14 protein-coding genes are annotated in these 13,944 nt (G+C 75.5%); 9 read left to right on the top strand and 5 right to left on the bottom strand.

The annotated features are described in order from the left end of the window. The first annotated feature begins 28 nt into the window (after positions 1-28). Positions 29-1,024 carry an ArsR/SmtB family transcription factor gene (locus GCE86_RS12805; RefSeq protein WP_208818094.1) on the top strand — a complete coding sequence of 332 codons (996 nt, stop codon included), beginning with the start codon at positions 29-31 and terminating at the stop codon, positions 1,022-1,024. A gap of 9 nt (positions 1,025-1,033) precedes the next feature. On the opposite strand, the gene GCE86_RS12800 is transcribed toward GCE86_RS12805, so the two are convergent. Further along, the gene (locus tag GCE86_RS12800; protein WP_154227164.1) at positions 1,034-1,627 is read right to left on the bottom strand and encodes an HD domain-containing protein; all 594 of its coding nucleotides are present in this window, start codon (positions 1,625-1,627) and stop codon (positions 1,034-1,036) included. 137 nt (positions 1,628-1,764) lie between these two features. Between GCE86_RS12800 and GCE86_RS12795 the strand changes: the two genes are divergently transcribed. The 6 genes from GCE86_RS12795 (at position 1,765) to GCE86_RS12770 (ending at position 7,293) form a co-directional block, all read left to right on the top strand. After that, positions 1,765-2,724 (top strand): TolB family protein, encoded by a 960-nt coding sequence (locus GCE86_RS12795; RefSeq protein WP_154227163.1) that lies wholly within the window; start codon positions 1,765-1,767, stop codon positions 2,722-2,724. Between the two features lie 142 nt (positions 2,725-2,866). Continuing rightward, positions 2,867-3,658, top strand: a complete 792-nt coding sequence (locus tag GCE86_RS12790; protein WP_154227162.1) for a class I SAM-dependent methyltransferase — start codon at positions 2,867-2,869, stop codon at positions 3,656-3,658. A gap of 55 nt (positions 3,659-3,713) precedes the next feature. Further along, positions 3,714-4,715 carry a hypothetical protein gene (locus tag GCE86_RS12785; protein ID WP_154227161.1) on the top strand — a complete coding sequence of 334 codons (1,002 nt, stop codon included), beginning with the start codon at positions 3,714-3,716 and terminating at the stop codon, positions 4,713-4,715. Beyond that, positions 4,712-5,365, top strand: a complete 654-nt coding sequence (locus GCE86_RS12780; RefSeq protein WP_154227160.1) for a hypothetical protein — start codon at positions 4,712-4,714, stop codon at positions 5,363-5,365. Before GCE86_RS12785 ends, GCE86_RS12780 begins: the two co-directional genes overlap by 4 nt. 21 nt (positions 5,366-5,386) lie before the next feature. Next, complete coding sequence (locus GCE86_RS12775) at positions 5,387-6,283, top strand: inositol monophosphatase family protein (RefSeq protein ID WP_244317285.1); 897 nt, start codon at positions 5,387-5,389, stop codon at positions 6,281-6,283. Positions 6,284-6,561: 278 nt separating this feature from the next. Beyond that, a complete protein-coding gene (locus GCE86_RS12770; protein WP_154227158.1) occupies positions 6,562-7,293 on the top strand; it encodes a dienelactone hydrolase family protein in 732 nt (243 codons plus the stop codon). A gap of 62 nt (positions 7,294-7,355) precedes the next feature. On the opposite strand, the gene GCE86_RS12765 is transcribed toward GCE86_RS12770, so the two are convergent. Then, positions 7,356-8,144: an SDR family oxidoreductase gene (locus tag GCE86_RS12765; RefSeq protein ID WP_154227157.1), complete on the bottom strand. Its 789-nt coding sequence runs from the start codon at positions 8,142-8,144 to the stop codon at positions 7,356-7,358. Between the two features lie 157 nt (positions 8,145-8,301). Between GCE86_RS12765 and sigJ the strand changes: the two genes are divergently transcribed. Beyond that, positions 8,302-9,180 (top strand): RNA polymerase sigma factor SigJ, encoded by an 879-nt coding sequence (gene sigJ, locus GCE86_RS12760; RefSeq protein WP_154227156.1) that lies wholly within the window; start codon positions 8,302-8,304, stop codon positions 9,178-9,180. Between the two features lie 45 nt (positions 9,181-9,225). On the opposite strand, the gene GCE86_RS12755 is transcribed toward sigJ, so the two are convergent. Both GCE86_RS12755 and GCE86_RS12750 read right to left on the bottom strand, forming a co-directional pair. Further along, positions 9,226-10,125, bottom strand: coding sequence for a GNAT family N-acetyltransferase (locus GCE86_RS12755; RefSeq protein ID WP_154227155.1), 900 nt, complete (start codon positions 10,123-10,125; stop codon positions 9,226-9,228). Positions 10,126-10,307: 182 nt separating this feature from the next. Continuing rightward, positions 10,308-11,375 (bottom strand): questin oxidase family protein, encoded by a 1,068-nt coding sequence (locus GCE86_RS12750; protein WP_154227154.1) that lies wholly within the window; start codon positions 11,373-11,375, stop codon positions 10,308-10,310. A 103-nt stretch (positions 11,376-11,478) separates the two neighbouring features. Here GCE86_RS12750 and GCE86_RS12745 point away from each other — a divergent pair, with 103 nt between their 5' ends. Further along, positions 11,479-12,492 carry an ArsR/SmtB family transcription factor gene (locus GCE86_RS12745; RefSeq protein WP_204341994.1) on the top strand — a complete coding sequence of 338 codons (1,014 nt, stop codon included), beginning with the start codon at positions 11,479-11,481 and terminating at the stop codon, positions 12,490-12,492. 167 nt (positions 12,493-12,659) lie between these two features. Here GCE86_RS12745 and GCE86_RS12740 read toward each other — a convergent pair whose 3' ends face one another. After that, complete coding sequence (locus GCE86_RS12740; RefSeq protein WP_154227152.1) at positions 12,660-13,892, bottom strand: ArsB/NhaD family transporter; 1,233 nt, start codon at positions 13,890-13,892, stop codon at positions 12,660-12,662. Between the last annotated feature and the right edge of the window lie 52 nt (positions 13,893-13,944).

Here is a 13,944-nt window from a genome sequence, read left to right as displayed (position 1 = left end):
GCCAGGTCGAATCCGTCGGGAGGTGCGGGTGCTGAGCGTCGCGGTGGGGGTACGGGACCTGGCCGGGATCCGGTTCGCGATCTCGCCGCTGTGGGAGGCGGTCGCCAGCGTGCGGGTGCTCCGGAGCCCCGACTGGTTCCCCGCCCACCAGCTCTGGCACCGGCAGGTTCGGCCCCGGCTGTCCGTGGTGGACTGGCGGCTCCTCGCCGATCTCGTGCCGATGCCGACCGTGGTGATTCCGGGCTTCGTCTGCCCACCCCCGCCGTCCGCCCTGCCCACCATCGACTGGGAACTGGCCGTGCTCGCCGCCACCCCGCCGGAGGTGGTCCGGGCCGGGCTGGACGAGCTGCCCGGGCCGCGTCCGCCCCGGCTCGCCGACCTGTACGCCGACCCGCCGGCCGGGCTGGCCCGCCTCACGCAGGTGATCGCCGACTACGTCGAGGTGGCGATCGCCCCGTACTGGCCCCGGATGCGGACCCTGCTGGAACGCGAGGTGCTCGTCGGGGCCGGGCGGATGGCGACCGACGGCGTGCGGGGCCTGCTCAACCGGATCGACCCGTACGTCACCTGGGACGACGGGACGTTGCACGTCGACCACCTGACCCGCGCCGGGACGGCCGACCTGGGCGGGCGGGGCCTGCTGCTGGTTCCGTCGGTCTTCGGTGGCGCGCGGGTCTGGTCCAACCTGTCCGAGCGAACCTCGCAGCCTCTCCTGCGCTATCCGGCCCGCGCGGTCGGAACCCTCTGGGAGCGCAGCGCCGCCCCGGCCAGCGCGGCGCTCGCCCGGGTGCTGGGGCGTACCCGGGCCACCCTGCTGCACGAGCTGGCCGTGCCGGCCGCCACCACCGAGCTGGCCCGGCGGTGCGGCCTCAGCGCCGGCACGGTCTCCCACCACCTGACGGCGCTGCGCGACGCCGGCCTGGTCGGCACCCACCGGGCCGGGCGGTTCCTGCTGTACGCCCGGACCAGCTCGGCGGAGGCGCTGCTGGCCGGAGCCGGGTCGCCCGAGCCGGGCGACGGCTGAGGCCGGGGGTCAGCCGTGCACCGGGTGCTCGGCCTGGAAGGCGAGCCGGCGGTCCGCGTCGGCGGCCAGCGCCGCGAGCACGTCGTCGAGGTCGAGGAAGGCCTGCCAGCGCGGCTGCCCGGTGATGTCGGCGAGCCGGTCGACCACCAGCTCCTCCAGGTCCGTGACGCGCTTGCCCTTCCACACCTTGTCGGCGAGGCTCACCAGCAGGTCCTCCAGCTGCACCCCGGGCGCGTGCCAGGCGGCGTGCGTGACGGCGAAGCGGGCCCGCTCCTCGGGCACGCCGAAGCGCAGCAGCAGCTGGTAGCCCGCCTCCTCGTGCGCCGAGCCGGGCCCGGACAGCTCCTCGGGGTGCTCCACCTTGCCGAGGTCGTGGATCGCCGCCCCGAACAGCACCGCCTGCCGGTCGAACGGCACCAGCGGGAAGCATCCGGCGAACGCGGCGGTGAGCTGCCGGGCGACGTCGTGCACGAGCCGCAGGTGCGCGGCGAGCCGGGGCGGCGCCTGCAGGGCGTCGAGCAGCTCGACGGCCACCCCGGGCAGGGGCGGCAGCGGCGGGTCGCCGGGGTCGGTGAGGGCGCGGCGCAACGCGTCGGAGGTCACCGGGGCGAGGGTACCGGCCGCCGGGCCGGTCACCCTACGGGCTGGCCGTGTGGCCGACGGTGGTCCGTCCGCTCGACCGATGCCCGGCCGACCATCCCTTCAGGAGGGTGGAGCGACGTCTATCACGGGGGTGTTTCATGACCGAGTTGAATCGCCGTGCCCTGCTGCGTGCCGCCGCGCTGGCCGGGGCGGCCACGGCGACCGGGCTGGCCGGCGGCCTGACCGCCGCGGCGCCCGCCGCCGCGGCGGAGACCACCGAGGTGGTCAACGGGCCGTTCCTGGTGACCGGCAGCGCGGGGCTGCTCCAGATCAACCGGGGCCACACCACGCCGCAGGTGCTGCTCACCCACGCCTACGACGCCGTCGCCTCGCCCGACGGCCGGTACGTGGCCGTGAACGACCTGCGCTACGAGGGCGAGACCGGGTCGAGCCTGTCGCTGTTCGACCGGGTGACCGGCGAGGTCCGGAAGCTGATCAGCGACCCGTTCGGCGTCACGTACCAGTGGCCGACCTGGTCGCCGGACGGCACGGAGGTCGCGCTGGTGATCGACCGCGAGAGTCTGGTCGCGGTGAACGTGGCCACCGGAGCGCGGCGGGTCCTCGTCCAGGGCCACACCATGTCCCGGCCGAACTGGTCCCGGGACGGCTCCATGATCGTCATGCAGTGGGTCAGCCGCTCCGAGGGCCACCAGTTGCGCATGCTGGAACTGGCTACCGGGCGGGTGCGGCGGGTCTACCAGCCCGAGGAGGGTGAGCGGTTCGGCTGGCCGGTCTTCATGCCCAACTCGGAGCGGGTGGTGTTCTGCACCAACCGCTGGTTCCGGGACGTCGACCTGCCCCTCGGTGAGGACTCGCTCGCGTCGGTGCGGATCGGCGGCACCGGCCTCAAGCAGCTCACCGACGAGCCGCGGCTGTACCTGTCGCCGGTGTTCTCACCGGACGGCCGCTACTGCGCCGCGCTGTCGGTGCCCCCGACCAACGAAGAGCCGGACGGCGGCAACATCATCGTCTCGACCAGCGGCTTCGGCGATCAGTGGTGGATCCCGGGCGACGAGTACGACGACAGCATGCGGGTGGACTGGGCCCGGGCCATCTGACCCGACACCCGCGACGCGGCGGCCGGACTTCCGGCCGCCGCGTCCGCGTACCCGGGGGGATTTCCGTGCCCCCGGCCGGGAGCGGTGCGAGGCTGGAGGGCGGGCGCCGCCGACGGGGGCGACGACCGCAGTGGAGGGTGCGATGGCCGAGCCGCCGACCGGGGCCTCCTCGCGCAGCGCGCAGGCGCACGGCCGCCGCGCCAACCGGCGCAGCTACCACGACGGCGCGCAGGTCAACGGGTACGTCGACGACCCGTACCACCGGATCCGCCGCGCGGTCGCGGCCCGGCTCATGGTCGACGGCGTGCCCGGCGGGCGTCCCGTTCTGGAGCTGGGCTGCGGCCCGCGCAGCATGCTGGACCCGGCGGCGCTGCCCGGCCCGCTCGTGGTGGCCGACATGGCCGAGACCGCGCTGGGCGCGGCCCGCCGGGCCGCCGACGGCGCGGCCCTGGCGGTCTGCCTGGACGCCACCCGCGGGCTGCCGTTCCGCGCCGGCAGCTTCGCCGGCCTGCTCACCGGCGAGCTGATCGAGCACGTCTACGACCCGCTCGCGCTGCTGCACGAGTGCCACCGGGTGCTCGCCCCGGGCGGCCTGCTCGTGCTGACCACCCCGAACCTGGCGCCCGCGCAGGACCGGCTGGCGTTCCTCGCCGGCCGGGCGCCCCGGCAGGTGGACCCGCTGCATCCCTACCTCTGGCTGCACATCCGGCCGTTCACCGCCTCGCTGCTGCGGCAGGTGCTGCGCCGGGCCGGGTTCGCGCCGCTGGCGATCCGGTCCAACGAGGTCGGCTGGCGGCTCCCCGGTGGACGGTGGGTCACCTCCCGGCTGCTGGCCCGCCTCGCGCCGGGGCTCGGCGGGTCGCTGATCTGCGCCGCCCGCCGGACGGCGCAGCCGCCGTCACCGAGGGGTACGGTCCACCCGAACAGCGCGTGATGGCGAGATTGACAAAGGGCTATCATGAGGGTTCCGTCGTCGACCGGGGGATGTCATGGCGCGCCTGTTCACCTGGGTCGTCAACAATCTCGACGCGTTCATCGGCCTGGTGCTGGCCGTCACGGTGGCCGTCCTCGGCCTGACCAATACGGTCAGCCAGGACGTGGTCAACAGCGCCATCCTGCTGGTCCTCGCCGTGCTCGCCCAGGCCGTGCTGCGCGACCGGCTGCGCCGCGAGACCGCTCAGCAGGAGGTGCGCGAGGTCATGCGCGCCACCCGTGACCGGCTCACCGAACTGGTTCCGCAGCTGCACGAGATCACCGGGCCGGACGGGGCGCTCAACCGGGCCCGCGAGGCGATCGACAGCGTGTCCATGGTGCGGGTGCTGCACGGCAGCGAGGTCGGCCGGGCTCTCGCCGACGCCCGCCAGCACACCGACTCATGGGCGTTCAAGGGCGGAACGGGCACGTTCACCCGGGCGGTCACCCTGCCGCAGTGCCTGGAGCATGCCCGCCGGCGCAACGCCACCCTGAGCTTCGCCATCGAGATCATCGACCCGACCGACGAGGACGTCTGCGAGCGCTACGCGCGGTTCCGGCGCAGCCTCGACCCGGACGCGCCGGGAGAGCGGTGGACCGTCGACCGCACCCGCAAGGAGTCGTACGCGACCGTGCTGGCCGCCTGCTGGCACCTGCAGCGCTCCGGGCTGCTCACCGTCGAGGTCCGGCTCTCCGCGCAGATGACCACCTTCCGCTACGACCTCTCCTCGTCCTGCGTCATCATCACGCAGGAGAACCCGCAGACACCGGCCCTGCGGATCGACCGCAGGGAGCTCTACTACAACCGGTTCAACATCGAGCTGGACTACAGCCGCAAGCAGAGCCGGCGGGTGCCCATCGAGGCGGCCGCCACGGTGAAGCTGGACGACGAGCCCTCCGTCGAGCAGGTCCGCAAGCTGTTCGCCGCGCTCGGGCTGCCACTGCCCCGGTCCTTCGGCGACCGCGAGGTCGCCGACATCGTGAGCCGGGCCATCCAGGCGAGGAACCCGTACGCATGATGACCTACGCCGACCTCGAACGGGAGATCGACCGGGGCGCCCGGCCGGAGCTGCTGCGCGGCTGGGTGCTCGACGTCCTCGACGACGTCGCCGAGGGGCGGCGGCCGCTGCTGGCCGTCCGGCACCCGCTCGGCTTCACCTGCCTGCCGGTGGAGCGCACCGGCGCCGACGGCATCTGCGTGCACGCCTGGCCCGCCGACCCGCCGCCGGTGCGGCCGACCACCTCGACCATGCACTCGCACAGCTGGGACCTGCTCAGCCACGTGCTGCACGGCACGGTGCGCAACGAGCTGATCGAGGTGACCGACGCCACCGCCGACCCGTCCTGGCGGATCTACGAGGTGCACAGCCGGGGCGACGTCGACGAGATGGCGGCCACCGACCGGCTCGTCACCGCGGTGACCGCCACCGTGGAGACCCACTCGGCCGGCGACTCGTACGCGCTGCGCGCCGGCGGTTTCCACACCTCGGAGGTCGACGCCGGTGAGCCCGCCGTGACGGTGGCTCTCGGCCGGACCACGCCCGGCGTCTGCGACCTGAGCCTCGGCGCGGTGGACGGGCGCAGCCACCGGATACGCCGGGACCGCTGCGGCGCGGCGGAGACCGCACGGATGGCGCGGGAGATCGCGGAACTGGTGGCACGGGGCTGACTGGCTGGAGGAGCCGTGGACGTGGAGCCGAACAGAGGCGGGCCCGACCTGCGCGACGCGCACCGCTTCGCCGTGGAGGCGGCCCAGGCGGCGGGGCGGCTGCTGCGCCGGGGCACCCGGGGGAAGCTGCACGCCCGGGCCAAGAACGACTCCGGCGACCTGGTCACCGACCTGGACCTCGCCGCCGAGCGGCTCATCGTCGACCGGATCCGGTCCCGCTGGCCGGAGCACGGGGTGATCGCCGAGGAGGGCGGCGAGTACGCCGCCGACAACACCTGGGCCTGGCTGGTCGACCCGCTAGACGGCACCAACAACGTCGCGATCGGGCTGTCCGCGTACGTGGTGGGCATCGCCCTCTGCGACCGCGGCTCCCCGGTGCTCGGCGTCGTGCACGACCCGGTCGCCGGCCGCACCTGGTCCGCCGTGCGCGGGCAGGGCGCCTTCGTGCACGGGTCCGGGCCGTCGGGCCGCCCGCTGCACGCGCCCCGCCGGCCGGTGCCGACCGCGCCGGTGCTGGCCTGGACCCAGGGGCACGGGGTGGCCCGCGACGACAGCACCGCCCGGGCGCTGAAGGTGGTGCTCGACACGACCGCGCGGCGGGTGCTGCAACTGTGGGCGCCGCTGCTGTCCTGGGTGATGCTGGCCCGCGGCGACATCGACGGCATCGTCGGCTACCGCCCCGAGGCCGTCGACCTGCCGGCCGGGATGCTGCTCGCCGCCGAGGCCGGCATGGCCGTCCGGGCCCTCGACGGCGGCTGCTTCGACGACCGCTACGGCTGCCCGGCCGACCGGCGCAGCTTCGTGGCCGGGCCGCCGGAGACCATCGACCGGCTGGTCAAGCTGGTCACGGCGGCACAGTGGATCGAGCCCCAGGTCCGCCAGCTCACCCCCATCAGCCTCACCACCGTCGGCTGGTGAACGGCCGGCAGCGGGGATGACGCATCGCCGGGTGCCGGGCCGCCGTATCGTTCGCGTCGTTGTCGCGGTCGCCGGGGTGGCTGGTCCGTGCCGGGCAGCGGGTGGCCCGCGGTGAGCAGCTCGGGCGGGTGGGCAGCCCGTCGTGATAGCTTCGGCGTCGCTGTGCGGTGCGGCGAACTGAGGAGGTGAGACCGATCAACGCTGTGACAGGTCGGGGCTCCCTCCCTCGCATGGCCTAGGGAGTGCCCGCGAAGGCATTCCGAAAGGCTCGCAACTCCATGCGCTTCACCTCTCAGACGTCGTCCGACGGCGTCTCCGAACAGCTCTTCACCCTCGGCGAGATTCCCGGTGTGCTGTGGACTCCGGACGGTGCCACCGGCACTCGCCCCCTCATCCTCATGGGCCACGGCGGCGGCCAGCACAAGAAGGCCCCGGGCATCCTGGCCCGCGCCCGCCGCTTCGTGGCGGACGGAGGCTTCGCGGTGGTCGCGGTCGACGTGCCGGCCCACGGCGACCGGCCGAAGGTCGAGGAATACGACCGGATCGCGACCGCCAACCAGGCCCGCGTGGAGGCCGGCGCGGACCTGGCCCCGCTGATCGCCGGGTTCCAGGCGCTGGTGGCACGCCGGACGGTCCCCGAATGGCGGGCGGTCCTGGACGCCGTCCAGGCCCTCGACCACGTGGGCGCCGGCCCGGTGGGCTACTGGGGTGTGTCCCTGGGGTGCGGCCTGGGCGTTCCGTTCGTCGCCGCCGAGCCCCGGGTCCGTGCCGCGGTGCTCGGCCTGGGCGGGGCGTCGGCCTCGGCGGAGGCCGCCGCGCGGATCACCGTGCCGGTGGAGTTCCTGCTGCAGTGGGACGACGAGCGGGTGCCGCGGGCGCAGGGCCTGGCGCTGTTCGACGCCTTCGCCTCCACCGAGAAGACCCTGCACGCCAACCCCGGCGGGCACGGGGAGATCCCGGCGTTCGAGCTGGACAGCACGCTGCGGTTCTTCGCCCGGCACCTGGGCTGACCGCCACCCCGGCGACGCGCCGATCGGGATCCCGGTCCCGATCGGCGCGTTCGGCCAACCGGTCAGACGCGTGCGCCGGACGCGGGCTGCGGCAGCCGCTCCGCCAGGAACGCCTCCCAGGTGCGTACGCCGAGGGTGGCCCCGGGGCGGGCGAGGTTGTCCCCGTTGCGGTACGCCCGGCCGGCTCTGCCCGGCAGCCGGACGGGCAGCCGCGGCCGCCCGCGCTGACCGGCGGCCGCCAGGTAGCCGGTGACCAGCTCGTCGAGGCCGTACACCCGGGGGCCGGCCAGTTCGGGCACCAGGCCGGCCGGCGGGCCCAGCGTCAGTTCGGCCATCCGGGCCGCCACCTCACGGGCGTCGACCGGCTGCAACCGCAGGCCGCCGGGGACCGGGACCACGGGGAGCTTCGTCATCTTCGCCACCATGGTCAGCGCCAGGTCGTGTAACTGGGCGGCGCGCAGCGTCGTCCACGGCACGCCGGAGCCGGCGACGGTCCGCTCGGCGTCCAGCTTGGACCGCAGCCACGCCAGCGGCACCCGGTCCGCCCCGACCACCGAGATGTACACGAGGTGGCCCACCCCGGCACGACGGGCGGCGTCGACCAGGTGGCGGGTGGCCACGTCATCGCCCTTGGGGCCGCTGGCCAGGTGCAGCACGGTGCCGACGCCGCGTACCGCCGGGTCGATGCCCGCACCGGTGCGCAGGTCGGCGGTGACGTGCGTGACGCCGTCGCCGGGCCGGCCGCCGCGGCGGCTCAGCACGCGCACCGGGTGGCCGGCCTCGCGCAGCAGCGGCACGACCAGCCGGCCGAGGGTGCCGGTGCCACCGGTGACCAGGATGGGTGCGTTCATGTCGTCCTCCGGGTTCGAAGATCCGCTACGGTTCGGGCTTCACCGGCTCGACCCGGAGCGGGCCGGGCGTGTGACCGGAGTGACGCGCGTCACCTTCGGTCACACCGGTGACGTGGCTCGGGTCGGTCGACCGGGACACGGACGAAGGGACGCGGACATGGGCGAGGACGCCGTGCTGGCCGAACGGTTCGAGCAGGAGCGGCCGCGGCTGCGGGCGGTGGCCTACCGGATGCTCGGCTCGCTGAGCGAGGCCGAAGACGCCGTGCAGGAGGCCTGGCTGCGGCTCGCCCGCACCGACGCCGCCGGGGTGGACAACCTGGCCGCGTGGCTGACCACGGTCGTCGCCCGGGTGTGCCTGAACACCCTGCGGGCCCGCGCCACCCGCCGCGAGGACCCCCTCGACGTACGCCTGCCCGATCCGGTCGTGGACGTCGCGGAGGTGGACGCCGATCCGGCGTCCGCCGCCGTGCTGGCCGACTCGGTCGGGCTGGCGCTGCTCGTGGTCCTGGACACGCTGGCCCCGACCGAGCGGCTCGCCTTCGTGCTGCACGACATGTTCGGTGTGCCCTTCGAGGAGATCGGCGCGCTGGTCGACCGGTCACCGGCCGCCGCCCGGCAGCTCGCCAGCCGGGCCCGTCGCCGGGTACGCGGGCAGGCGCCCGCGCCCGACCCGGACCTCGCCCGTCAGCGGGAGGTGGTCAGCGCGTTCCTGGCCGCCGCCCGAGAGGGCGACTTCGACCGGCTGGTGGCCGTGCTGCACCCCGACGTGGTGCTCCGCTCCGACGGCGGGACCGCCCGGGCGCGGCACTCCACGGTGCTCACCGGGGCGCGGGTGGTGGCCGCGCAGGCCACCACGTTCGGCCGGTTCTCCCCGTTCGCCCGGCCGGTGCTCGTCAACGGCGCGGCCGGGGTCCTGGTCAGCGCGGCCGGCCGGCCGCTGTCGGTCATGGCGTTCACCGTGACCGACGGGCGGATCGCCGCCATCGACGTGATCGCCGACCCGGAGCGGCTGGCGGCGCTCGACCTCGACCACTGATCCCGACGCCGGCGGCCACCCCCGGCCGCGGGCCGGCCACCGGCGTCAGGGGACGACGACCAGGTTGGCCATGTCGACCACCGCCCGGTAGCCGAGGTTGGCGTAGATCCGGTTCGAGGTCGGGTTGGCCTGGTCGGTGAAGAGGCAGACCCGGGCGCCCTCGGCCCGCAGCAGCCGGGAGACCTCCGCGACCGCGTTGCCGGCCCAGCCCCGCCCGCGCTGCTCCGGCGGGGTGTAGACCGGGCCGATGCGGGCCACGCCGAACGCCGGCGGGTTGGCGGCCGTGAGGTGCACCCGCCGGCCGGTCTCGTCGGCCCAGAACCACACCCGACCGTCCCGGATCCGGCGCAGCAGCTCGGCGCGGTCGGGGGTCTCGTGCGCGCTGACCCCGCGCGGGCGGCCCGCCTGCTCGTCGGCGTCGGCCATGAACGCGTCGAACCACTCGGCGGTCAGGTCCACGTCGTCGTCCGTGGCGGCCACCAGCGCGCCGGGCACCCGCGCCGGCGGCACCAGGTCGCCGAGCTCGTGCAGCCGGGTGTGCTGGGCGACCTCGACCCGGCCGCCGCCGAGCCGGGCCACCTCGGCGGCGCACCGCCGCACCGCGGGCAGCGCGCCGTTGACGGCGCGCACCTCCTCCCCGCGCTCGTGCCACACCCGGGCCAGCGCCACGGCCGCCTCGTCCGGCATCGGCAACAGGAACGGCGGGCGCGGGGCGAAGGGCGCGGCGCGCATCCCGGCCCCGACGACCGCGCCGGAGGCGTCCCGCACCACGAGCCACCAGTCGTCCTCCGGTGGCGCGTCCCCGGCGGCCTGCCGGGCCACCTGCCGCTGCGCGACGGTGGCCACGACCGTGCCGATCACGGGATTCGCCGCGAGGTGGTCGCCGGCCGCGGCCAGAAACTCACCCGGGTCGGTGTGGAAGTGCAGGGTGGGGGCGCCGTTCATGCGCGCACGGTAGCCCGGCGGCGCTGTGCGGTCGTACCGGATTTCGGTCGTGCGGTTCTGCTGAACACCGGGCGGACGGACCACCTTGAGGCGGCCCTCGGCCAGGCCCTCGACAGCCTGCGCGGCGCGGGCCGTCCCTGACGAGGGGTCCGGCCCGACGCCACCGTGGCGCAGGGCTGCCGTCAGGGGCGACCGATCAGCTCGCCGGCGTGCAGGGTCGCGGCGAGCAGGCCGGGGTCGCCGGTGCGGTCGTAGGACTCGACGGCCGTGTCGGCGAACTTCAGGACGTGCTCGTCGCCGTGCTCGGCGGCCCGCTGGAGCGCATCCTCGCGCGTCGGCTCGGGCCGGCGCCGGACGATTTCCGCGGCCGGCGCGGGCCGGGCCGGGGCGTACGTGGCGACGACGGCCGCCACGGCCGCCCAGGCCGCCGCGAGGCTCGGCAGCCACTGCTCCCGGGGCAGGACCGGGAGCACGTGCCGCACGGCGTTGGGCGCGGTCGCGGCGTGGACCAGCAGGACCGGCGAGCCGTGACCGAGCCCGAGGTACGCCCGGGCGGCGCTGTCGACGAGCGACTCCAGCCGCGCCGGGACCTCGTCGGCGGACGCGGCGGGCTCCAGCGCCCGGAGGCTTGCCGTCCAGTCCGGGCTGCGCTCGAGCCGGTCGAGCCGGTGGGCGATGAAGCCCGTCTGGTCGGTGAGCCGGGTGACGGCGGCCAGGGCCTCGCGCGGTGCCAGGGTGCCCCCCGGTCCGACCACCCCGGCGAGCTCGCGGTAGCGCGCCGCCCAGAACGCCAGCCCGTGGGCCAGCTCGTCGAGGGTCTGCCGGGCCGGGACGCGGGCGCCGCGCAGGGCGCGTACCGCGTGGCCGACCCGGATCACGCCGTGGGTCGAGCCGGCCACGATGCCCGGCAGCAGCCGCGGCCACCACTCGGCGAGCACGCCCCGCCACGGGCGGTCGGCGAGCTCGTGCCGGAAGTACGCGGTCCAGTCGGGCAGCCGTCGCGCGTCGCCCAGCGCCGCGGCCCACTCACCGGGCCGGATGGGCGCGCTCGTCCCGGGCAGCGCGGCCAGGCGGCGTACGTAGCGGTCGAGCCAGCTCTCGACGTCGACGTCGAGCCCGCGCCGGACCAGCACCTCCACGGCCATCGGGCCGTGGTTGGTCAGCCCGTGGTTGCCCTCCTCGTCGCCGCCGAACTCCGGCCCGTACGCGTGCAGCCGTTCGTACGCCGCGGACAGCATCTCGGTCGTCATGGCGGGCGCCTCCTCTGCCTGTTCCAGGTGGATGTCCTCAGTCTTCGGTGGCGCCTCCCGCCCGACCACGATTAGGCTCAGTCCTAATCGGAAGGATCGTCGGTTGATCCACCTGCACGTCACGGCGGCGGATCTGACCCGCGTGCGTTTCGCCGCGGCGCCCCTCACGGAGACCGTCGCCAGCCTGCGCACGCTGTCCGCCGGCCGGCGGGGCGCGCACCTGCACCGGCCCTGGATCGACCGGTTCGTCGAGCGGGCGGGCCGGCTGCGCGAGCGCGACCTCGACCTGCTGCGGGCGCTCGTGCGTCCGGAGGGCTACCTCCCCGACTTCCTGCTGCCGCCGCCGGGCCGCCGCTCGGCGACCTTCGCGGACGCGCTGGTCCAGGTCGGCGACGCCGACCCGGAGACGGTGGCCGGGGAGCTGGCGCACCTGGCGACCCACCGGGTCGCCCAGCGGGGGCCCGGCCGGGAGGCGCGGCGGGCGCTGCTCCAGTCGCTGGTGGACCGGCCGGACGCGGGCATCGGCCCGGTCACGGAGGCGCTCGGCGCGTACCACCGGGTCGCCGTCGCGCCCGACTGGCCGCGGATCGACGCGCTGCTCCACGACGACATCGCCTACCGGCTCGACGTGCTGGCCGACGGGGGAGCCGACCGCATGCTGAACAACCTGCACCCGTCGGTCACCTTCTCCGACCAGACGCTGCGCATCGTCAAGTACTACGACGGCCACGCCGACTGCGGTGGGCGCGGGCTGCTCCTCGTCCCGTGCGCCTTCGCCTGGCCGGACGTGCTGGTGCGCACCGCGCACCCCGAGCCACCCAGCGTCTCCTACTCCCCGCGCGGCCTCGGCCGGCTCTGGGCGGAGCACCCCGAGCGGGCCGGATCGGCGCTCGTCGGCGTCCTCGGCCAGACCCGGGCCGCCCTGCTCGCCCAGCTGGACCTGCCGATGTCGACGAGCCAGGCCGCCACCCAGATGGCCCTCTCCGCGCCGACGCTCAGCGTGCACCTCCAGGCCCTGCGGGCCGCCGGGCTGCTCACCTCGCGCCGGGCGGGCCGACAGGTGCTCTACGCCCGGACCGACCTCGGTGACCGGCTGCTCGGCGCGGCGGGCGCCTGAGCCGGGCCGGCCCGGCCCGGCCCGCCGGTCGGCCCGTTGCTCGGCGGGCACGCCTCGCCGGGCCACCGGTGGTCAGGGGGCGATGCGCAGCCGGCGGAGGTGCGTGTCGTCGTAGTCCTCGAACCGGAACCCGCGCCGGCAGCCGGACTGGACCGGCGGCACCTCGGTCAGGAATCCGGGCCGATCAGCAGCGCGGCCACGGTGGCCACGGTGGCCAGCACGGCGAGCGCGGCGCTGGTGGCCACGAACCGGCCCAGCGGCACGGCCACCCCGGCGGCCCGGCAGCGCTCGTACCAGATGAGCGTCGCCAGCGAGGCCCACGGCGTGGCCAGCGGGCCGACGTTGGTGCCGATGAGCAGGGCCAGCAACTGGGTGTGCTGGTCGGTGGCGATGACCGCCTCACCCGCCAGGTAGGCGGGCAGGTTGTTGACCACGTTGGCGAAGAGCGCGCCGGCCCCGCCGGCCCGCAGTGCGCCCTCGGCGCCCGGGTCGCCGCCGATGAGCGTGCCCAGCACCGTGTCCAGGCCGTGCCGGCCGATGGTCTGCACCACGAGGAACAGCCCGGTCACGAAGACCAGCAGCCGCCACGGCACCAGCGCGAGCCCCAGGCTGCCCCGGGCCCGCACCGCGAACCCGGCGACCAGGATCGCGGCGGCCACCCCGGAGGCGAGTCCGATCTCGACCCCGGCCAGGATCCCCGCGACGAAGAGCAGGCAGGCGGCGAGCGCGGTGCGGTAGAGCACCCGGTCCGGCGGCACGTGCGGCGGCGGCGGGACGAACGGGTCGGCGCCGGCGCGGGCCGGCCGCCAGTACCACCACCACAGCAGCAGCATGGTGATGACGATGGCCACCAGTTGCGGCCACCACATCCGGGCCGCCCAGGGCACTGGCTCCAGGTTGATCCGGTCGCTGGCCAGGATGTTGGTCAGGTTGGACACCGGCAGCAGCAGGCTCGCCGTGTTGGCCAGCCAGACCGTGGTCATGGCCAGCGGGGTCGGCGGCACGCCCAGCTTGCGGGCCAGGGCGATCATCACCGGGGTGAGCAGGACGGCCGTGGTGTCCAGGTTGAGCACGATGGTGGTGACCGACGCGAACCCCACGCAGAGCCAGAAGAGCGCCCGGTAGCTGCCCCGGGCCGTGATGGCCACCCGGGCGGCGAGCGCGTCGAAAACCCCGGCCACCGCGGTCAGCTCGGCCAGCACCACCACCGTGCCCAGGAAGATCAGGATGGGCACGATCCGGCGTACGGTCGTCTCGGCGTCGGCGCGGGGGAGGAGTCCCGTGAGGACGCAGAGGACGCCCACCACGGCCAGCCCCAGCGCGATCCAGTCCAGGACGTGCAGCCGCCCCCAGCGGGAGCGGTCCGGCGCGGCGGACGGCGGCTCGCCCACGGTCTCCACGACGCATGATCCTCGCACATTCGCGCCCGGCGGGAGCGGCCCGACGCGGCCC

This window comes from Micromonospora terminaliae, from assembly GCF_009671205.1.
In the GTDB taxonomy this organism is placed as follows: domain Bacteria; phylum Actinomycetota; class Actinomycetes; order Mycobacteriales; family Micromonosporaceae; genus Micromonospora; species Micromonospora terminaliae.
This window is presented reverse-complemented; position numbering and strand designations above follow the sequence as displayed.